The 21,340-nt window shown below is 38.9% G+C and carries 18 protein-coding genes; 15 read left to right on the forward strand and 3 right to left on the reverse strand.

Features of this window, described 5'->3' with window-relative positions; all coding sequences use genetic code 11:
- Positions 1 to 41 precede the first annotated feature (41 nt).
- The 7 genes from B5V81_RS03335 (at position 42) to B5V81_RS03365 (ending at position 7,435) form a co-directional block, all read left to right on the forward strand.
- Positions 42 to 374, forward strand: a complete 333-nt coding sequence (locus tag B5V81_RS03335; RefSeq protein ID WP_212112111.1) for an FtsB family cell division protein — start codon at positions 42 to 44, stop codon at positions 372 to 374.
- Positions 375 to 488: 114 nt separating this feature from the next.
- The gene (gene pdhA, locus B5V81_RS03340) at positions 489 to 1,529 is read left to right on the forward strand and encodes a pyruvate dehydrogenase (acetyl-transferring) E1 component subunit alpha (protein WP_212112112.1); all 1,041 of its coding nucleotides are present in this window, start codon (positions 489 to 491) and stop codon (positions 1,527 to 1,529) included.
- A 16-nt stretch (positions 1,530 to 1,545) separates the two neighbouring features.
- Positions 1,546 to 2,910 (forward strand): pyruvate dehydrogenase complex E1 component subunit beta, encoded by a 1,365-nt coding sequence (locus B5V81_RS03345; RefSeq protein ID WP_212112113.1) that lies wholly within the window; start codon positions 1,546 to 1,548, stop codon positions 2,908 to 2,910.
- Between the two features lie 14 nt (positions 2,911 to 2,924).
- Positions 2,925 to 4,268 carry a pyruvate dehydrogenase complex dihydrolipoamide acetyltransferase gene (locus B5V81_RS03350; protein WP_212112114.1) on the forward strand — a complete coding sequence of 448 codons (1,344 nt, stop codon included), beginning with the start codon at positions 2,925 to 2,927 and terminating at the stop codon, positions 4,266 to 4,268.
- 211 nt (positions 4,269 to 4,479) lie between these two features.
- Positions 4,480 to 5,940 carry a dihydrolipoyl dehydrogenase gene (gene lpdA, locus B5V81_RS03355; protein WP_212112115.1) on the forward strand — a complete coding sequence of 487 codons (1,461 nt, stop codon included), beginning with the start codon at positions 4,480 to 4,482 and terminating at the stop codon, positions 5,938 to 5,940.
- A gap of 68 nt (positions 5,941 to 6,008) precedes the next feature.
- Positions 6,009 to 6,971, forward strand: coding sequence for a lipoyl synthase (gene lipA / locus B5V81_RS03360; RefSeq protein ID WP_212112116.1), 963 nt, complete (start codon positions 6,009 to 6,011; stop codon positions 6,969 to 6,971).
- 2 nt (positions 6,972 to 6,973) lie between these two features.
- Positions 6,974 to 7,435, forward strand: a complete 462-nt coding sequence (locus B5V81_RS03365; protein ID WP_212112117.1) for a type II toxin-antitoxin system RatA family toxin — start codon at positions 6,974 to 6,976, stop codon at positions 7,433 to 7,435.
- 384 nt (positions 7,436 to 7,819) lie between these two features.
- On the opposite strand, the gene B5V81_RS03370 is transcribed toward B5V81_RS03365, so the two are convergent.
- The 3 genes from B5V81_RS03370 to rirA are packed head-to-tail and all read right to left on the reverse strand — an operon-like array spanning position 7,820 to position 9,959.
- The gene (locus B5V81_RS03370) at positions 7,820 to 8,308 is read right to left on the reverse strand and encodes a CinA family protein (RefSeq protein WP_212112118.1); all 489 of its coding nucleotides are present in this window, start codon (positions 8,306 to 8,308) and stop codon (positions 7,820 to 7,822) included.
- Positions 8,305 to 9,495, reverse strand: coding sequence for a bifunctional 2-C-methyl-D-erythritol 4-phosphate cytidylyltransferase/2-C-methyl-D-erythritol 2,4-cyclodiphosphate synthase (locus B5V81_RS03375; RefSeq protein WP_212112141.1), 1,191 nt, complete (start codon positions 9,493 to 9,495; stop codon positions 8,305 to 8,307). The genes B5V81_RS03370 and B5V81_RS03375 overlap by 4 nt, the downstream gene beginning before the upstream one ends.
- Before the next feature lie 32 nt (positions 9,496 to 9,527).
- Positions 9,528 to 9,959: an iron-responsive transcriptional regulator RirA gene (gene rirA, locus B5V81_RS03380; protein WP_212112119.1), complete on the reverse strand. Its 432-nt coding sequence runs from the start codon at positions 9,957 to 9,959 to the stop codon at positions 9,528 to 9,530.
- A 168-nt stretch (positions 9,960 to 10,127) separates the two neighbouring features.
- On the opposite strand from rirA, the gene B5V81_RS03385 reads away from it, so the two are divergent.
- The 8 genes from B5V81_RS03385 (at position 10,128) to B5V81_RS03420 (ending at position 21,313) form a co-directional block, all read left to right on the forward strand.
- On the forward strand, positions 10,128 to 12,392 hold the full coding sequence (locus B5V81_RS03385) for a sensor histidine kinase NtrY-like (protein ID WP_212112142.1): 2,265 nt from the start codon (positions 10,128 to 10,130) through the stop codon (positions 12,390 to 12,392).
- A gap of 1 nt (position 12,393) precedes the next feature.
- On the forward strand, positions 12,394 to 13,752 hold the full coding sequence (gene ntrX, locus B5V81_RS03390; RefSeq protein WP_212112120.1) for a nitrogen assimilation response regulator NtrX: 1,359 nt from the start codon (positions 12,394 to 12,396) through the stop codon (positions 13,750 to 13,752).
- 4 nt (positions 13,753 to 13,756) lie between these two features.
- On the forward strand, positions 13,757 to 15,133 hold the full coding sequence (trkA, locus tag B5V81_RS03395; RefSeq protein ID WP_212112121.1) for a Trk system potassium transporter TrkA: 1,377 nt from the start codon (positions 13,757 to 13,759) through the stop codon (positions 15,131 to 15,133).
- Positions 15,134 to 15,143: 10 nt separating this feature from the next.
- The gene (locus B5V81_RS03400) at positions 15,144 to 15,953 is read left to right on the forward strand and encodes a glycosyltransferase family 32 protein (RefSeq protein WP_212112122.1); all 810 of its coding nucleotides are present in this window, start codon (positions 15,144 to 15,146) and stop codon (positions 15,951 to 15,953) included.
- Between the two features lie 147 nt (positions 15,954 to 16,100).
- Positions 16,101 to 16,733: an ATP-dependent Clp endopeptidase proteolytic subunit ClpP gene (gene clpP / locus B5V81_RS03405; RefSeq protein WP_212112123.1), complete on the forward strand. Its 633-nt coding sequence runs from the start codon at positions 16,101 to 16,103 to the stop codon at positions 16,731 to 16,733.
- A gap of 184 nt (positions 16,734 to 16,917) precedes the next feature.
- The gene (clpX, locus tag B5V81_RS03410; RefSeq protein WP_212112124.1) at positions 16,918 to 18,192 is read left to right on the forward strand and encodes an ATP-dependent Clp protease ATP-binding subunit ClpX; all 1,275 of its coding nucleotides are present in this window, start codon (positions 16,918 to 16,920) and stop codon (positions 18,190 to 18,192) included.
- A gap of 184 nt (positions 18,193 to 18,376) precedes the next feature.
- Positions 18,377 to 20,803: an endopeptidase La gene (lon, locus tag B5V81_RS03415; RefSeq protein ID WP_212112125.1), complete on the forward strand. Its 2,427-nt coding sequence runs from the start codon at positions 18,377 to 18,379 to the stop codon at positions 20,801 to 20,803.
- 231 nt (positions 20,804 to 21,034) lie between these two features.
- A complete protein-coding gene (locus tag B5V81_RS03420; protein ID WP_212112126.1) occupies positions 21,035 to 21,313 on the forward strand; it encodes an HU family DNA-binding protein in 279 nt (92 codons plus the stop codon).
- The last annotated feature ends 27 nt before the right edge of the window (positions 21,314 to 21,340 follow it).

Here is a 21,340-nt window from a genome sequence, read left to right on the forward strand (position 1 = left end):
AGAATATTAAGAAACTTATGCTGTAAAGACTGTGCTATTTTATGTGGACAAAACAGAAACGTCGATCAATCAAAGTGCGCTTTGTACTACCTTTTATGACGGTGGGCGTTTTGAGCTATTTCAGTTACCATATTTATCATGGTGAGTATGGATTGTATTCACGCAGTGAAGTTAATCAGTATATTAGCGAATTAGAAAAGGAGCTTCATACAATAGAAGCTGAGCGACAATTCATTGAAAAGCGCATTTCTCTTTTACGCAATGGACATATTGAAAAGGACATGTTGGATGAGTATGTCCGAAAGAATTTGAACTTTTCTAAGCCAAATGAACTGACAATCTTAATACCTTTAAATGATACCAAAGGTAAATGAGAAATCGCTTAATTAAAACGACAATCAGCAATGATATTGTTTAAGCCGATTGATAAGGCTTGTAACTTTTGTTCGTAAAGGTTATTCCTAAATAATCATAAAAGGGAGTTTAATATGGCAGAACGACTTAAAAAAAATTCTGCGTCGATGGCGCACACTGCGTTATCAAGCATTACAAAGAAAGCACCAATAGCAGATTTCACAAAAGAGGAAGAAATTGATGCTTATCGTGAAATGCTTTTAATTCGCCGTTTTGAAGAAAAAGCAGGACAACTTTATGGTATGGGGCTTATTGGGGGGTTTTGTCATCTTTATATTGGACAGGAAGCTGTTGTTATAGGAACTTTAAAGGCAGCAAAAGAAGGTGATCAGGTTATTACGTCTTACCGTGATCATGGCCATATGTTAGCAGTTGGGATGAGCCCGCGTGGTGTCATGGCAGAATTAACGGGACGTCAAGGGGGATTTTCCAAAGGTAAAGGTGGCTCGATGCATATGTTCTCTAAAGAGAAGAACTTTTATGGTGGACATGGTATTGTTGGCGCGCAGGTTCCCATAGGTTCAGGTTTGGCATTTTCGAATCAATATCTTGGTAAAGATAATGTGACATTGGTTTATTTTGGTGATGGTGCTGCAAATCAGGGGCAGGTTTACGAAAGTTTTAATATGGCTTCACTTTGGAAGCTGCCCGTTGTTTATATTATTGAAAACAATCAGTATGCTATGGGAACATCCGTTTCACGCGCATCTGCAGAAACTGATTTTTCTCGTCGTGGTCTTTCTTTTGAAATTCCAGGTATTGTTGTTGATGGTATGGATGTTCGATCCGTAAAAGGAGCTTCGGATGAAGCAGTTTCTTGGGCTCGTTCGGGTAAAGGGCCGATCATTCTTGATATGCAGACCTATCGTTATCGTGGTCATTCCATGTCTGACCCAGCAAAATATCGTTCAAAGGAAGAAGTCCAAAAAATAAAAGAGGAACACGATCCGATTGATCAAGTAAAAAGTCGGATTCTTAAAAAAAATTGGGCGAGTGAAGACGATTTAAAGTCTATTGAGAAAGAGGTCCGTGCAATTGTTGCTGATGCGGCAGATTTTGCACAAAGTGATCAAGAGCCAGATGTTTCTGAGCTCTATACTGATATTTTAGTTTGATGCGAGGGAAGCAAGTATGTCTATTGATATTTTGATGCCGGCGCTTTCACCAACTATGGAAGAAGGTAAATTGTCTAAATGGCTCAAGAAAGAAGGAGATAAGGTTAGCGCTGGTGATGTTATTGCTGAAATTGAAACGGATAAGGCGACAATGGAAGTAGAGGCTGTTGATGAAGGGACACTTGGTAAAGTTGTTGTTCCTGAAGGTTCTGAAGGGGTAAAGGTTAATAGTGTTATTGCGGTTTTGTTAGAAGAAGGTGAACGTGCTGAGGATATTTTGCAACCTACTAATACAGCACAAAAACCTCAAGTATCCTCCTCTTCTCTTCCTTCACCAGTTCCGCAGTCTGCACCTTTTTCTATACCTTCTGATTTTGATATTCCAGCAGGAACACAGATGGTGACAATGACAGTCCGTGAAGCGCTTAATCAGGCTTTGGCTGAAGAAATGCGGCGTGATGAAAAAGTTTTTCTTATGGGGGAAGAAGTTGCGCAATATCAAGGGGCCTATAAGGTTAGCCAAGGCTTGTTGGAAGAATTCGGGGAACGGCGCGTTATTGATACCCCCATTACAGAGCATGGCTTTGCTGGGTTGGCTGTTGGTGCTGCTTTTGGAGGGTTACGTCCTATTGTCGAGTTTATGACCTTTAATTTTGCCATGCAGGCAATGGATCAAATTATTAACTCAGCAGCAAAAACACGTTATATGTCTGGTGGACAAATGACTGCTCCTATGGTTTTCCGTGGTCCTAATGGTGCTGCTGCTCGTGTTGGTGCTCAACATTCTCAATGCTATGCTGCATGGTATAGTCATATACCAGGTCTGAAAGTTGTTATGCCTTATAGTGCTGCAGATGCAAAAGGTTTGCTAAAAGCTGCTATTCGTGATGATAGTCCTGTTATTTTCCTTGAAAATGAGATTTTGTACGGGCATCAATTTGAGGTTCCTCAACTTGATGATTTTATTTTGCCTATTGGTCGAGCGCGTATTCATAAGTCTGGACAAGATGTGACGATTGTTGCATGTGGGATTGGAATGCATTACGCTGTCCAGGCGTTACCAGAAATTGAAAAACTTGGTATTGACGTTGAATTAATAGATTTACGGACCATTCGTCCGATGGATCTTCCAACGATCCTTTCTTCAGTTAAAAAAACGGGTCGTTTAGTAACAATAGAAGAAGGTTTTCCTCAGTCGTCTGTAGGAACTGAAATAGCAACACGTGTTATGCAGCAGGTTTTTGACTATCTTGATGCACCAATTGCAACGATTTCTGGTAAAGATGTTCCGATGCCTTATGCTGCTAATCTTGAGAAATTGGCTTTACCTGATACGGCTGAGGTTATTGAGGCCGTTAAGGCTGTGACGTACAGAGCATAACGGAGGAAAGCACAATGTCCATTAAAATTACAATGCCAGCGCTTTCCCCTACGATGGAAGAGGGAAATTTAACAAAATGGAATATTAAAGAGGGCGATAAAGTTTCCTCTGGAGATGTTATTGCTGAAATTGAGACAGATAAAGCGACGATGGAAGTTGAGGCCGTTGATGAAGGTACCGTTGCCAAAATTGTTGTTCCTGCTGGAACACAAGGCGTTAAGGTAAATGCTTTGATTGTTATTTTAGCAGAAGAAGGTGAAGACTTAGCTGAAGCTGCAAAAGTTGCAGAAGAGCCCTTTTCTTCTACAACACAAGAACCAGACAGTTTAAAACAGGCAGATTCTCTTAAGAAGATGGATTCAAAAGAGACAAAAATGTTTCATGAATCATCAGCTCAGCAATTAATGCAGCAAAGTAAAGAAGGGAATCGTCTTTTTGCTTCTCCTTTAGCACGGCGATTAGCCTCTCAGGCAGGTCTTGATTTATCCCTTATTTCTGGAAGTGGTCCCCATGGACGTATTATCAAGCGCGATGTAGAAAAAGCTATGGGCGGTGATATTTCTCAAGCTTCTTACTCGTCACAGATCGGAGAGGCAGTCGCAGCCGGTGTTTCTGACAAACAGATATTGCAACTCTTCAAAGAGGATGAATATATCTTCACACCCCATAATAATATGCGTAAAACAATCGCTACACGATTGGTGGAATCAAAGCAAAGGGTTCCACATTTCTATGTGACTGTAGATTGTGAGCTTGATGCACTATTAGCGTTGCGTACACAACTCAATGCTGCAGCACCAATGGTCAAAATGCTGGAAGAAGCTAAACCGACTTATAAGCTTTCTGTTAATGATATGGTAATCAAAGCTGTTGCACTTTCTTTGAAAGCTGTTCCTGATGCGAACGTCTCTTGGCTTGAAGGCGGAATGCTTCATCATAAACATTGTGATGTTGGGGTTGCTGTTTCTATTCCCAATGGGTTAATTACCCCGATTATTCGCCATGCAGAGGAAAAATCGTTATCGCTTATTTCCAAAGAGATGAAGGATTTTGCAAAGCGTGCCCGTGAGCGTAAGTTAAAAATGGAAGAATATCAGGGTGGAACAACAGCTGTATCGAATATGGGAATGTATGGTGTAAAAAGTTTTTCTGCTATCCTTAATCCACCCCATGCGACAATTTTTGCAATTGGTGCAGGGGAGCAACGCGCTGTTGTTAAAAATGGTGCATTAGCCATTGCAACAGTTATGTCGGTTACACTTTCTGTTGATCATCGTGCTGTTGATGGTGCTTTAGCAGCAGAGTTGGCACAAACTTTTAAGAAGATGATTGAAAATCCATTAGCCATGTTGGTTTGAACGACAGTTTTTCACGTAAATTGTGAGAGAGAGTATTAAGAGAGTAAAAGAAAATTTAAAGAGTTCAGAGAGCAATGTTATTGCTGTTTCTAGTTTGGGTAAAGCATTGATGTGAATCTTAAAGTTAAAGACGTTAATTCTGTTATGTTGATTTTCAATCTTAGGTTCAAAAAGTGCATATCCGTTTTTATATATCCATGGAGGAATTACTGTGGCAAATCTTTATGATGTAATTGTGATTGGATCAGGTCCAGGCGGATATGTAGCCGCAATTCGTGCAGCACAATGTGGCTTTAAAACTGCGATTGTTGAGCGTGAACATTTGGGAGGAATTTGTTTAAATTGGGGATGTATTCCAACAAAAGCCCTTTTACGTTCGGCGGAAGTGAAGCATTTTGCTGAACATGCGAAAGATTATGGACTAAAACTTAATGGTTCAATTGAAGCAAACATAAAAGATGTTGTAACACGTTCACGCAGCGTTTCAGCACGTTTAAATGCTGGTGTTGGTTTTTTAATGAAAAAAAACAAAATAGATATTATCTGGGGTGAAGCGAAGCTTACGAAAGAGGCAAAAGGAAACCAGCCTGCGGAAATTACGGTTTCGTCGTCTTCCAAACCGGTTATGCAGCCACAAAATCCAATCCCTAAAGGAACTTTAGGGAAGGGGACTTATCAAGCAAAGCATATCATTATTGCAACGGGTGCGCGTCCTCGTGTTCTTCCTGGTATGGAGCCGGATGGAAAACTCATTTGGACTTATTTTGAAGCTATGATCCCGTCAGAAATACCGAAATCGCTTTTAGTCATAGGGTCTGGGGCTATTGGTATTGAATTTGCTTCCTTTTATCGTGATATGGGAGCTGAGGTCACTGTTGTTGAAATGATGCCTCACATCATGCCCGCTGAAGATATTGAAATTTCAACATTTGCTCGTAAACAGTTAGAGAAAAAAGGTTTACGTATTCTTTGTCAGGCAAAGGTAACAAAGGTTGAAAAAGCTTCCAATTCTGTGATGATACATATTGATGTTAAGGGCAAAACAGAGACAATGACTGTTGATCGTGTGGTTTCCGCTATTGGGGTGCAGGGTAATATTGAGAATCTTGGGTTAGAGGCTTTGGGGATAAAAACCGATCGTGGGTGTATTATCACCGATGAATGGAGTTGGACAGGGGTTGGGGGTATTTATGCTATCGGTGATGTGGCAGGAGCTCCTATGTTAGCCCATAAAGCAGAAGAAGAGGGTGTAATATGCATTGAACACCTTGCGGGTTTGAAAAATACGCATCCACTTGATACAAGAAAAATTCCAGGATGCACCTATTGCACACCGCAAGTTGCTTCTGTAGGTCTTTCAGAAGTAGCAGCAAAAGAAGCTGGTTATGATATACGTGTTGGTCGTTATTTTTTTGCAGCGAATGGCAAGGCGATTGCTTTGGGTGAAGATCAGGGACTAGTAAAAACGATTTTTGATAAAAAAACAGGACAGCTTCTTGGCGCTCATATGGTAGGGGCTGAGGTAACAGAACTGATACAGGGTTTTGTTATTGCCATGAATCTTGAAACAACAGAGGAAGAATTAATGCATACTGTCTTTCCACATCCGACCTTATCGGAAATGATGAAAGAAAGTGTATTGGACGCTTATGGTCAAGTTTTAAACGCTTGATGATTGGGTTTAAGTGAAAGATTTTATATTTTTCATTGCTATTTCGTATTTATAAGGCAAAGGCTTAAATGGTTACGGTTGTTGATAGAGTTACGAATAGACGTTTGCGTCATCCTGAAAAGGCGCATCGTCCGGATACAAGCGTTCAAAAAAAGCCCGATTGGATTCGTGTAAGAGCACCGACATCACCAATTTATAAAGAAACGCATGGTATTGTCCGCGCTCATAAATTAGTAACCGTATGTGAAGAAGCAGGTTGTCCTAATATTGGCGAATGTTGGAGCCAGCGGCATGCCAGTTTTATGATTTTAGGTGAGATATGTACGCGTGCTTGTGCTTTTTGTAACGTTGCAACAGGTATTCCGCTTGCCGTTGATGATAATGAGCCAGAACGTGTAGCTGATGCTGTTGCGCGGATGGAATTGAAGCATGTTGTCATTACATCTGTTGATCGTGATGATCTTGCTGATGGTGGCGCTGAGCATTTTGCAAAAGTTATTTATGCGATTCGTCGAAAAGCGCCTAAAACGACAATTGAAGTTCTTACACCTGACTTTCGTCATAAGGATGGTGCTTTAGAAGTCGTTGTTGCTGCTAAGCCTGATGTTTTTAATCATAACTTAGAAACAGTTCCTTCTAAATATTTGAAGGTTCGTCCAGGGGCGCGTTATTTCCATTCAATTCGGCTGTTACAACGCGTTAAAGAGTTGGATCCAACAATTTTCACAAAATCAGGAATTATGGTTGGTCTTGGGGAGGAACGAAATGAAATTCTGCAATTGATGGATGATTTGCGTTCTGCTGATGTGGACTTTATGACAATTGGACAATATTTGCAGCCTACGCGAAAACATCATCCAGTTGTTCGTTTTGTGCCTCCTGAAGAGTTTGAATCTTTTGCCAAAATTGGTAAAGTAAAAGGGTTTTTACATATGGCTTCCAATCCTCTTACGCGCTCATCGCATCATGCAGGAGATGATTTTGCCATTTTGCAAAAAGCGCGTGATGAAAAATTTGCCTTACAGAGATAATTATGCCAACTTTTTCAACACATCGGCAAGTTGCCCATAGTGCTCGTGAGATGTTTGATCTTGTGTCAGATATTGAACGCTATCCTGAGTTTTTACCCATGTGTGAGGCTTTAATAATACGTTCTCGCAAAGAATGTGAGGAAAAGACATTGCTTCTTGCAGATATGACCGTTGGCTATAAGGTTATTCGAGAAACTTTTACGACCCAAGTTTTTCTTCAGCCAAAAAAGGGCTTGATAGAGGTTAATTATATTGATGGTCCATTTAAATATCTTGAAAATCGTTGGATCTTTCATAATATTGAAAACACCAATGCATGTAATGTAGAATTTTTCATTGATTATGAATTTAAAAGTAAAATACTTGGACGTATGATGGGCTCAATGTTTGATATTGCGTTTCGTAAATTTACCGATGCTTTTGAAAAGCGCGCCCATCAGATTTATAGTTCTGCGGTAACATGATCTATTCCGTTGTTTTTTACGACATCCATTGCTTATGAAGGCGTAAAAATAAAAACAGATTTCCATCTTTTTTAGGGGAAAATCTTTTAAACAGGACATCACAATATTATTAGAGAATATATTGATTTATAGTGATAATCTAACGTCACGCCTATTGAATTAAAATTTTTAGTATCGCTCCAAATCTGTTTTATATTAAATCCCCCCACTTGTAACATGCAAGCGAGTGTTCTTGATTGATTCAACATTAAACAGGACTGAAGGTAATTTTATAGCATTTAGATTTTCACTTTATAAGTTGGAATACAATAAATTATTTTTTCAAGATGCTGATGATTATGGACTCCAATGTGGAATAGAGAGTTTTGAAATTGATAGGGGAATTCAGTGAAGTTGTTCCAGAATCATTTGAAAAGCATTGTCAACAGTTGCATGGCGGATAGCTTTGCGATCAAGATGACCAAAGTGCATTTCTTTGTGCAGTGGGGAGTGATTTTTGTAAGCAACTGCGCAATGCACAAGTCCTACAGGTTTGTTCAGACTTGCACCTCCTGGACCTGCAATTCCTGTTACAGAAACTGCAATGTCAGCTTTTGAATGCTTTAATCCCCCCTCAGCCATTGCAAGAGCAACTTCTTTTGAAACAGCACCATAGGTTTTTATAAGTTCAGCACATACGCCAACAAGGTGTGTTTTGGATTCATTGGAATAAACAACAAATCCACAATCGAAAACATCTGACGATCCTGCAATATTTGTGAGGCTTGCAGCAATGAGCCCTCCTGTACAAGACTCTACGGTCGTTAACAACAAACCCTTTTTGCGGCAAGTATTAAGAACTTCATGCGCTTGTTTTTCATTAAAATATGTCATTGGGGAATTTCTCCTGGATAAAGAACACTTGCAGTTGCAAGAGCAGCAATTCCTTCACCACGACCAATAAAACCGAGTTTTTCATTCGTTGTTGCTTTGATAGAGATTCGATCAGGTGTCATTGCAAGTATTGTCATAAGATTTTCTGTCATGGCATGACGATAGGGAACAATTTTAGGGTTTTCAGCGATAATTGTGATATCAACATTGGCAATACGACCCCCGGCTTGTTTTAGAAGACTAAGAGCATGACGGAGAAAAATTTCTGATGATACATTTTTCCATTGAGGATCAGAGGGAGGAAAATGTGTACCGATATCTCCAGCTCCTCGCGTTGCCAGAAGGGCATCTGTTAATGCATGAAGAGCAACATCTGCATCGGAGTGCCCATTTAATTTTTTATGAAAAGGGATTTTTATACCACATAATATAAGGAAATCCCCTTCCTCGAAAGAATGAACATCATAACCATTACCAATACGAATATCAGGAAACATCTGTATTTTTTTCTGGAGATATAAATGAGCGGTATCAAAATCTTTATGCCATGTGATTTTTATATTATGAGGATCACCCGGAATGGTGCGCATAGGAAGACCAAACCATTCGGCAATTGCACAATCATCAGTGAAATCTTCTTTACCAACTCTTTTTGCTTGTTTATGGGCCGCTAAGATATGTTCAAAGGGAAAACACTGTGGCGTTTGTGCACTATAAAGATGGGTACGGGGAATTGTTTCTAAAACACACTGATTATCGATGCGTTTAAGAGTATCAGAGACGGGCAGAACAGGAAGAACGCCTTCTTGAGGTGTGAGAGTGTTATGAATATTATCAAGGAGCTCGTTTTCGATAAAGGGACGTGCACCATCATGAATATGCACATATTGGGGATTGAATTTTTTAAGTGCCTGAAGTCCATGTAAGGTAGAGATTTGACGCGTATTTCCTCCCTCAACAATAATAAGGCGCTCTTTAAATTCGGCGAGTGCTTGTTCACAGATTTGATGATCTTCTGGATGAATGACAAGGATAATTGTTGTAATAGCAGGATGCTGTAAAAAACAATGTACGGTATGATAAATAATCGGCTTTTTTCCTAGAAGCCGATATTGTTTTGGAATTTCATGAGGAGATCCTGCTCTTTCACCACGTCCAGCGGCTAATATTATTGCTGCGATAGAAATACTGAATCTCCTTATGTCGTAACTTTAGTTTATTATTGATTAACTTTAAAATGATTTTGAAAGGATGGCCGTTGTAGATCAGCAAGGGATATCACGGATAACACCTCAAAAAAAGCATTTAATGCTTTTTGAAGTGCGGTATTTAAACCACAAAAATCAATCAGTGGGCAATTGGGTTCTGCATTATCGAAACATTCTGCGAGAGAAAAGTTATCTTCTGTTACTTTTAAAACATCAGCAACAGAAATTTCTGCTGCTGGTTTAGCCAATTTAATACCACCATTGCGCCCACGTACTGTTTGTATAAAACCTGCTTGAACAAGTGGTTGAAGGATTTTAAATAAAAAAAGCTCTGAAACAGCATACGCTTTAGCAATTTCTGGAATACGACTGAGTGATCCCTGATTATCTGCACAATACATGAGCATTCGAAGAGCATAATTTGTTTGTTTTGTTAATCGCATCTCATTTCCTTTGTAAAGTATCTTCGAGCGCAGTTCATTTTAAAAATATTTTGCAAAATGAAGAAGTTCTTTATTTATTTGCTCTATTTTAAATGGAGTATTATTATTGTCAATTTTTGTCACAAAAGGTTATATGAGAATAATGGGATAAGGGTCTGTAAGCTTATGATGAATGCAACATCTGTGACGAATTTTCAAGATATTGATAAAAATACTTATAACGATGAGTTATATCGTTTAAGTAAGATATATATCTTTTTAGGGATTGCAATTATTGTATTAGCTTTACTTACAGCCTCTGTTTCATTTATTATTCTTATTGGATTAACCCCTGTTGTTCCTAGTAGAACAGTAACCCTTATTCTTATAGGGATTAATAGTTTTTGGGTTTTAGGTCTTGTTGTTATCGTTTTTTATGAGATGATTCCCATCATTCGTGCTTGGCGCTCAAGGCGTGCAGGCTCGCGTCTTCATGTGCGTCTTATTTCATTGTTTGCACTTGTTGCAACTATGCCAGCTGTTGCTGTAGCTCTTGTATCGGGTCCAGCATTAAATTTAGGACTTGATCGATGGTTTGATACAACAACGCGGCAAATTGTAGGTTCTTCTATTGATTTAGCAAATGCTTATGCAGATGAAATGCTTCAAAATTTAAAAAATTTATCTTATGCTATGGCATTTGCACTTGATAATAAAAAGCTTTTAGAACGTAATCCTGCTGAATATCGGATGCAATTGACGCGTCATGCTTTAGGACGCAATTTGCGTGGTGCATTTTTGTTAAGTTCTAGCGGAACTATTTTTGTATCGAGCGCCCTTGGTGATGAGGATAAACTACCAATCCCTCCGTCTAATCTTATTGAGCGTGCAACCAGTGCGAGGCCTTTTTCTTTTCAACCAGGTATTCATGATTATTTTGGTATTATTTTAAAATTTAACAACATTCCAAACACATTTTTATATTTGGTGCGTGACGTTGATAAAGGCGTTTTATCGGCGTTGCGTTTGACAGAAGTTAATACAGATCGTTATCGTGATTTAAATGAAAATCGCCTGCTAACACAAATTGCATTTGGTATGCTTTATTTATGTCTTTTTTTTAGTTTATTCTTATCAGCTATTTGGGCAGCTATTGCTGTTGCGGATCGCTTAGTTCGCCCTATTCGTCTTCTCATTAGTGCTGCTGATGATGTTGCTTCTGGAAATATGGAAATTTTTGTGCCAGTACGAGCAAAAGACGGAGATATTGGACAATTATCCAAAACTTTTAATTACATGGTCAGTGAATTGAAAAGTCGGCGCAATGAGTTGATTGCAGTGCGTGATCAAATTGATGAGAGACGGCGTTTTTCTGAAGCTGTGTTATCGGGTGTAACAGCGGGAGTAGCGGGCATCGATGATAAGGGTGATATTACAATTATCAATCGGTCTATTGAAACGATGTTTGATATTCGTTTTGAACACGTTGTTGGACAAAGTCTTTTATCTTTAAGTGCGGAAATTTGGCAGGTTTTTCAGTTTGCGCGTTCATTGGGTCGTAAAAATCACCGTGAGCAGGTTACTTTAAACGTTGCAGGAAAAGAGCGTGTCTGTAATGTCCAAGTTACGATGGAAGAGGACGATGGGGAGGGGCAATCTTGGGTTTTAACAATTGATGATATTACAGATCTCGTTGCAGCGCAACGTACAGCGGCGTGGGCAGATATTGCACGGCGTATTGCACACGAAATTAAAAATCCCCTCACACCTATTCAGTTATCTGCTGAACGTATTCGTAAACGTTATAACAAAGTTATTACACAAGATAGAGAGGTCTTTGAGCGATGTGTTGACACAATTATTCGACAGGTTGGAGATATTGGGCGTATGGTTGATGAGTTTTCTTCTTTTGCACGTATGCCAAAACCACAAATGCATATTTTAGATATACGTGAATTGTTGCGTGAAGCATGCTTCTTGATAGAAGTGACGCGACATGATATTCATTTTGAGCAAGACTTAGGAAGTCTACCTCTTATGGGCGCATTTGATAATCGTCTCATCGTGCAGGCTTTTTGCAACGTTATCAAAAATGCGAGCGAATCCATAGATTCAATTATGCGAGAGGAAAATATTCACGGTCATATTCTTGTCCGTTCTTATCGTCAAGAAGAATGGGTGGTTGTGGATGTTGTTGATAATGGGAAAGGACTTCCTAAAGAGCAAAGACAAAAGTTATTAGAACCCTATATAACAACGCGGGAGAAAGGAACAGGACTCGGGCTAGCCATTGTGCGCAAAGTTATTGAAGATCACGGTGGTTCCATGGAGCTTCATGATGCCCCAGAGAGTTTTTATGAAGGTCGTGGGGCGATGATCCGTTTGATATTTCCCTCAGATGAGGGTAAGCAGGGTAGTATTATACAAGCCATAAATCATAAGATAGGGGAATAGTATGGTATCAGATATCTTGATTGTTGATGATGAAGCAGATATTCGTGAGCTTGTTGCTGGTATTTTAGATGATGAAGGTTATGAAACGCGTGTTGCTTGTAACTCTGATGAAGCATTAGCTCAAATTAGTGAGCGTATTCCAAAGCTTATTTTTTTAGATATTTGGTTACAGGGGAGTCGCCTCGATGGTTTAGCTCTACTTGATGAAATTAAAACGCACTATCCAGCTCTTCCAGTCGTTATGATCTCTGGTCATGGTAATATTGAGACCGCTGTTTCTGCTATAAAGCGCGGAGCCTATGATTTTATTGAAAAACCTTTTAAAGCCGATAGACTTGTATTGGTTGCAGAAAGAACACTTGAAAATTCAAATTTAAAACGTGAGCTTTTAGAGTTGCGAAAACGTTCAAACGAGACATTAGAGCTGCTCGGAAAATCCACAGTTATAAGGAATTTACGTCAAATCATAGAAAAAGTAGCACCAACCAATAGTCGCATCATGATAACAGGTCCATCAGGAGCAGGAAAAGAGACTGTTGCACGAACTATTCATGCGCTCTCGACACGTTCGAATGGTCCCTTTGTTACAATAAATGCAGCAACGATTACTCCAGAAAGAATGGAAATAGAGTTGTTTGGTAGCGAAATGGAGGGAAGAGAGCGCAAGATCGGTGCCTTAGAAGAAGCCCATGGTGGAATTCTCTATCTTGATGAAATTGCTGATATGCCGCGTGAGACTCAAGGTAAGATTCTTCGGGTTTTAACGGGACAGACATTTGAGAGAGTTGGTGGTACAAAACGTGTTAAGGTGGATGTTCGTATCATTTCTTCAACAGCACAAAATCTTGAAAACCTTATTTCTGACGGGCGCTTTAGAGAAGATCTTTTCCACCGCCTTTCCGTTGTTCCTATTACTGTTCCACCTCTTTCAGCACGTCGTGAAGATATTCCAGAACTTGTCCATCATTTTGTAAAAACAATATCACAGCAGGTTGGAATTAAGCCACGTGAAATCAGTGATGATGTGATCGCTATTTTGCAAACGCATGCTTGGCCTGGTAATGTACGACAATTACGTAATAATATTGAGCGTCTTCTTATTCTTGTTCGGGATGGTGATGGTCCTATAACAGCGGACTTTCTTCCTAGTGAAGTGAGTGATTCTTTGCCACGTCTTCAAATGGATTCGGATGAAAGTATAATGGATTTACCATTGCGTGAAGCACGAGAATTGTTTGAAAAGAGATATTTAGTGGCGCAGATTGGGCGTTTGGGGGGGAATATATCGCGTACTGCTGAATTTATAGGCATGGAGCGTTCAGCTTTGCACCGTAAGCTTAAAGCGCTTGGAGTTTCTTAAAACAATGCGTGTTATTATTTGTGGTGCAGGACAGGTTGGTTATGGAATAGCAGAGCGTCTTGCTGCTGAAAATCACGATGTTACTGTTATTGATATTGAAACCAGATTAATCGAAAAAATTCGCGATACATTGGATGTGAGAGGTTTTGTTGGACACGGTTCTCGTCCTGAAGTTCTTTTGGCTGCAGGTGCAGACAAGGCTGATATGTTGATTGCTGTTACTTTGTTTGATGAAGTGAATATGGTCGCTTGTCAGGTCGCTCATTCGTTATTTGATGTTCCCACAAAAATTGCTCGTATTCGCTCACAATCTTATTTGGAACCACGCTATAAGACGCTTTTTTCCAGAGAAAATATTCCCATTGACGTGGTTATTTCGCCAGAAGTTGAAGTCGGGGAAATGGTTTTACGTCGTATTGCTCTGCCTGGTACAATAGATGTTCTTTATTTTTGTAATGATGATATTGTTGCGCTAGCCTTGGAATGTATGGAAGATTGTCCTGTTATTAATACACCGTTGCGTCAATTAACAGAGCTTTTTCCAGATCTTCAAACAACCGTTACCGCTATTAAACGTGGCTCGGAATTATTGATTGCACATTCAGAAACACAATTACGCGTTGGTGATATAACTTATCTTGTTGTTGCTCGTGAGCAGATGCGTCGTGCTGTTGGACTTTTTGGTCATAAAGAACAAGATGCTCACCGCATGATTATTGCAGGGGGAGGGCACATTGGCCTTTATGTTGCTCAAGCTATTGAAAAGCATCTCCATAAATTAAAATTGAAGATTATAGAAGCGCATAGAGAAAGGGCCCTCACAATTGCTGATCAGCTTGAAAAAACAACTGTTTTATACGGTAATGTGTTAGATCCAGTGATTCTTCAAGATGCGGGAATTGATCAGGCCGATTTAATGATTACATTGACCAATCAGGATCAGGTTAATCTCTTAAGCGCTATTATTGCTAAAAGATTAGGCTGCAAAGCCAATATGGTGTTGATGAATAATGTTGCCTACCAAGAATTTAGTCGTGCAGTTGGTGTAGATGCCTATCTTAATCCCCATAGCGTTACGATATCGAGAATTTTGCAACAAATGCGCCGTGGGCGTATTCGTTCTGTTCATTCAGTTTTTAATGGTCGAGCAGAAATTATTGAAGCTGAAGTAATGCAAACATCTTCATTGGTTGGTAAGTCATTATCAGAGCTTAATTTATCAGATGGTTTGAGAATTGGAGCAATTTATCGTAATAAGACAATTATACAGCTTTCAGCAGAGGCGCGTATTTTGTCTGGTGATAGAATAGTGATTTTTGCTCTTGCTGATAGAGTTCGTGATGTTGAACAACTTTTTCGTGTAAGTTTGGAATATTTTTGATATATTATTTATGGATATTTGTACTTTTTGGTATGGTGGACAGTTAAGGCTGGTGGATAGGCTTTGTTTGTCCTCAATGGTCGGAACCGGACAGCGCGTTAAGCTCTTTAGTTATAATAAAGAAATAGACAAATTACCTGCGGGTGTTGAGTTGCATGAAGCCGAATCAATTTTACCACGTTCAGCAATTTATCGCCTTGATCCCAATTTTTCTGATGATAAACCAGGATTTACAATTGTTCAGTTCTCGGATTTTTTTCGTGTTATGCTGATGAAATATCAACAAGGTGTTTGGTTAGATACGGATGTTTACCTCGTTAAACAATTTCATCCAGATGTAGATAAGGTTTGGTTGGCAAGAGAAAATAATACAAGAGTGGGTGTTTCTGCCCTTTATTTTCCTCCAGATAACCCTATTATAAAAGTGTTTGAAGATTATTGGGCAGGTACAGAAATGATCCCTCATTGGCTTGGGTTTAAGCGTCGTGTTTGGAGACCATTCTGGTTAAAGAGAAAGAAAATTCCAATTTTACCTGGAAATCTTGGCGTTACGATATTTGGCAATGACGGTATTTCACGATTAGCAAAACGATATGGTTTTTTTCATGAGGCAAAGGAAAAGGAAACTTTTTATTATTGGACTGGACGAAAAACCGAATATATTTTTGAATCAGCTTTTGGCCTAGAACCGCTTACAGATTCACGCTTGATAGGATTTCATATTCACAGAAAGATCAAAACGACGCAAAGACCTCAAGAAGGAAGTTTTTACCATTGGGCAGTCTCTCGCATTCCTGAAATTCATGATTTGTTTAGGTAGAGTTATTATTGCTATTTTAACCATTGAGATTTTAATCTATCTGGGACTGCTCTTGATTGTCGCTTGCACAAAAGAGTAATGTTAACCTATGGATAAAAATATTGAATGTGTAAAAAGCGATTGTTATATGACAAGGAAAGTAAAAATATGAGTGATCCAATGAAAACAGCATTAAGCCTTGTTCCTATGGTTATTGAACAAACCAATCGTGGTGAACGGGCCTATGATATTTTTTCCCGTCTTTTAAAGGAGCGGATTATTTTTATTAATGGTCCTGTTGAAGATGGTATGGCAATGCTTGTTTGTGCACAATTACTTTTTTTGGAAGCGGAAAATCCTAAGAAAGAAATTAGTCTTTATATTAATTCTCCAGGGGGGGTTGTAACATCTGGTATGGCTATTTATGATACTATGCAGTTTATTCGTCCTCCTGTTTCTACGCTTTGCATGGGACAGGCGGCATCTATGGGATCGTTATTGCTAACAGCTGGAGCAAAAGGTCATCGTTTTACATTGCCAAATGCACGTATTATGGTGCATCAGCCATCGGGTGGTTTTCAAGGTCAGGCTTCAGATATTGAGCGACATGCGCAAGATATTATAAAGATGAAACGGCGTTTAAATGAAATTTATGTTCAACATACAGGTCAAGATTATGAGGTTATTGAGAGAACGCTCGATCGCGATCATTTTATGACAGCAGAAGAAGCTAAAGCGTTTGGCTTAGTTGATGATGTTATACATTATCGTGCAGAAACTGAAAAAGAAGAAAAAGATTAAGAATTTTTATAGAAAAAACATCTACTTTAAGTAAAGAGTTTTATAAAAAATATCGCAAAAATTAAGAAAAACACCTAAAAATATTGAGACATTCATGGTTTTCTATATGTCTTTTAGTTGTCATGATGAAAAGCTTTCTTTGAAAAGGCGAAGTATTCATATATCGTGGTGAAAGGAAAGAAAAATGAGCAAAATTAGCAATAGCGGGAACGAATCAAAAAATACTCTCTATTGCTCGTTCTGCGGCAAGAGTCAGCATGAGGTGCGTAAGCTTATTGCAGGGCCAACAGTATTTATCTGTGATGAATGTGTAGAGCTTTGCATGGATATTATTCGGGAAGAAAATAAATCTTCTGGGGTTAAGGTGCGTGATGGTGTTCCTACTCCACAGGAAATTATAGCAGTTCTTGATGATTATGTTATTGGTCAGCAGCATGCAAAACGTGTTCTTTCTGTTGCTGTGCATAATCATTATAAACGGTTGGCACATCAGTCTAAAAGCAATGATATTGAGTTGGCTAAATCAAATATTCTTCTTGTTGGTCCAACGGGCTGCGGTAAAACTTATCTCGCACAAACATTAGCACGTATTATTGATGTCCCTTTTACGATGGCGGATGCGACCACTTTGACTGAAGCAGGTTATGTAGGGGAAGATGTTGAAAATATTATTTTAAAGCTTCTGCAAGCCGCAGATTATAATGTTGAACGTGCGCAACGTGGTATTGTTTATATTGATGAGGTTGATAAGATTTCTCGTAAAGCTGACAATCCTTCTATTACAAGAGATGTTTCTGGAGAAGGGGTTCAGCAAGCATTATTAAAAATTATGGAAGGAACGATTGCTTCTGTTCCTCCACAAGGTGGACGCAAACATCCGCAACAAGAGTTTCTTCAGGTTGATACCACAAACATTCTATTCATTTGTGGGGGAGCTTTTGCAGGTTTAGAGCGGATTATTTCAGGACGTGGTGAAAAAACTTCTATTGGTTTTTCTGCGACTGTTAAGGCCCCTGATGAACGTTGTGTTGGTGAAATTTTTCGTGATTTAGAGCCTGAAGATCTTATAAAGTTTGGTTTAATACCAGAGTTTATAGGGCGTCTTCCTATAGTCGCTACCTTAGAGGATTTAGATGTTAACGCCCTCGTGCAAATTTTATCACAACCTAAAAATGCATTGGTAAAACAATATCAGCGTCTTTTTGAAATGGAAAATGTTGAGTTAGCATTTCATGAAGATGCTTTACGTGCTATTGCGAAGAAAGCCATTGAACGTAAAACTGGTGCACGTGGTTTACGTTCAATTATGGAGAAGATCCTTCTTGAGACGATGTTTGAACTACCGGCTCTTGAAGGTGTTCAAAAAGTGGTTATTTCGAGTGATGTCGTTGATGGGGAAGCGCGTCCTCTTTATATTTACTCAGAACGTTCAGAAGATAAAGAAAATGTATCAGCATGACATTATGTGATATACAATATAAAAAGTGTTCATGAACGGTATTTAATTGGGCGTTTCTGATAATATCGTTATAATGCTTGATTTATGCGTTAGCAATTACCACTTCATGTATTGTGGAGAGCTGAGGTTTTCTAAGGGTGGGCTTGGTGTTGTAGATAGCTCATAGGCTCCAGAAAGGAGAGTTATGCAATATATTGATGAAAAGACAGATGAAGTAAGAGATGGGGTTTATGCTGTTTTACCTCTTCGTGATATTGTTGTCTTCCCCCATATGATTGTTCCACTTTTTGTGGGCCGTGAAAAATCCATTCGTGCTCTTGAAGAAACAATGGCGGTTGACAAGCAAATACTCTTGGTGACACAAAAAAACGCTTCTGATGATGATCCAAAATCAGAGGATATTTATCATATTGGTACATTTGCGAATATTCTCCAGCTTTTAAAACTTCCTGATGGCACTGTAAAGGTTTTGGTTGAAGGGACAGCACGTGCAAAAATTAATCAATTTTCTTTAGGTGAAGATTATCATCAGGCTTTTGCAAGTGTTACAGAAGAAATTAGAGAGAGTGATGTTGAGATTGAAGCTCTTTCAAGGTCGGTGATTGCTTATTTTGAAAACTATGTAAAGCTTAATAAAAAAATCTCTCCTGAAGTTGTCAATGCGATTAGCCAAATTGATAATTCCTCTAAGCTTGCTGATACGATTGCCTCTCATTTGATGATTAAACTTGCAGAAAAACAGGAAATATTAGAGCTCTTACCTGTAGGAGCCCGTCTTGAACGTGTTCTTTCTTTCATGGAAGGAGAAATTTCTGTTTTGCAGGTTGAAAAACGTATTCGTTCGCACGTTAAACGGCAAATGGAAAAAAACCAACGGGAATATTATCTTAATGAGCAGATGAAGGCTATTCAAAAAGAGTTAGGAGCAGGAGATGATAGTCGCGATGAGCTCTCTGAATTAGAAGACCGTATTAAGAGTACAAAACTTTCCAAGGAAGCACAGGAAAAAGCTGGAGCAGAATTGAGAAAATTACGGAATATGTCTCCTATGTCTGCAGAAGCGACAGTTGTACGGAACTATCTTGATTGGTTATTAGCAATGCCTTGGGGTAAAAAATCTAAGATTAAAAATAATTTAGATTTTGCTGAAAAGGTCATGAATAATGAGCATTTCGGTCTTGAAAAAGTTAAGGAGAGAATTATCGAATATTTGGCCGTACAAAGTCGTGCGTCAAAGATAAAAGGTCCCATTATTTGTTTGTTAGGCCCTCCAGGTGTTGGAAAAACATCATTAGCGCGCTCTATTGCCAAGGCAACGGGGCGTGAATATGTTCGTATCTCGTTGGGAGGTGTACGGGATGAAGCAGAAATTCGCGGACATCGCCGGACATATATTGGTTCGATGCCTGGAAAAATTATTCAGTCTATGAAAAAAGCAAAAAAATCTAATCCACTTTTTTTGCTTGATGAAATTGATAAAATGGGACAAGATTTTCGTGGAGATCCTTCCTCTGCTTTATTAGAAGTTCTTGATCCTGAACAAAATGGTACATTCATTGACCATTATTTGGAAGTTGAATATGATCTTTCTGATGTCATGTTTATCACAACTGCCAATACGCTTAATATCCCAGGTCCGTTAATGGATCGAATGGAAATTATTCGTATTGCTGGTTATACTGAATGTGAAAAAATGGAAATTGTTAAGCAGCATCTTTTACCAAAGGCACTAAAAGATCACTGTTTGTCTAAAAAAGAACTCAGCATTTCTGATGGAGCACTAAGGTCGATTATCCAGTTTTACACACGTGAAGCAGGTGTTCGTAATCTTGAGCGTGAACTCATGAAAATTGCCCGTAAATCTGTTACAAAAATTCTCAAAACGCACCAAAAATCTGTAAAAATTACAGAAAATAATCTCAATGATTTCTTGGGTGTTAAACGTTATCACTATAATCAGATTGAAGGAGAAAATCATATTGGTGTTGTGACAGGCCTTGCTTGGACAGAAGTCGGTGGAGAGTTATTGACCATTGAAGGCGTTATGATGCCTGGCAAAGGCAAGATGACTGTAACGGGAAATTTGCGTGATATTATGAAAGAGTCTATTTCCGCGGCCGCATCTTATGTACGTTCGCGTGCTGTTGATTTTGGTATTGAACCTCCACTTTTTGAAAAGCGCGATATTCATGTTCATGTTCCAGAGGGAGCGACCCCGAAAGATGGTCCATCTGCTGGGATTGCAATGGTGACAGCAATTGTTTCGGTTCTTACAGGGATAGCTGTGCATAAAGATATTGCAATGACAGGTGAAATTACTTTACGTGGACGTGTTTTACCAATTGGTGGATTAAAAGAAAAACTTTTAGCTGCGCTTCGAGGAGGAATAAAAAAAGTCCTTATTCCTGAAGAAAACGCAAAAGATTTGGTTGATATTCCTGATGATGTCAAAAATAATATGGAAATTATTCCGGTAAATCATGTGAGTGAAGTTTTAAAACACGCTTTGGTTCATTTTCCTGATACTATTGAGTGGAAAGAACCTTCTACAGTAGCTGTTCCTATCCGGTCAGAGAGCAGCGATAGTGAAGGAATACAGATTGCGCACTGATTCACTCATCTCATTTATATCGGCATTTTTAGAGGGGAAGAGGGTGTTGTTGTGGTTGTTATTTTGTTTTTTGTTGAAAAAAGTGAAAAATTCCGTGAATAACTGTGATTATTGCTAAAAAAACAATGTTTTGGATAAAAATAAGACTTCTGTTTGCTGTACTTTTCAATAAACTGACCAATAACATGATTAAGTCATGTTGTCAGGTAATATAGGAAAAGGAAATATTTCATGAATAAAAGTGAATTGGTTAGTTCCGTTGCTGAAAAGGCAGGTGTTTCGAAAGCGCAAGCTGGTGCTGTTGTTGACGCTTTTATGGCTTCTGTAACAGAAGCTTTGGCTTCAGGGGGCGATGTTCGTCTTCCAGGTTTTGGCTCTTTTGAAGTTTCTCATCGTGCTGCGACAAAGGGGCGTAATCCTTCAACTGGTGCTGAAATCAATATTCCAGCACGTTCTGTACCTAAATTTTCAGCAGGAAAAAGCCTTAAAGAAGCAGTTAATAAAAAATAATTTAAACAACATTAAAAAAACCCGATT

Source organism: Bartonella queenslandensis (assembly GCF_018155095.1).
Taxonomy (GTDB): domain Bacteria; phylum Pseudomonadota; class Alphaproteobacteria; order Rhizobiales; family Rhizobiaceae; genus Bartonella; species Bartonella queenslandensis_B.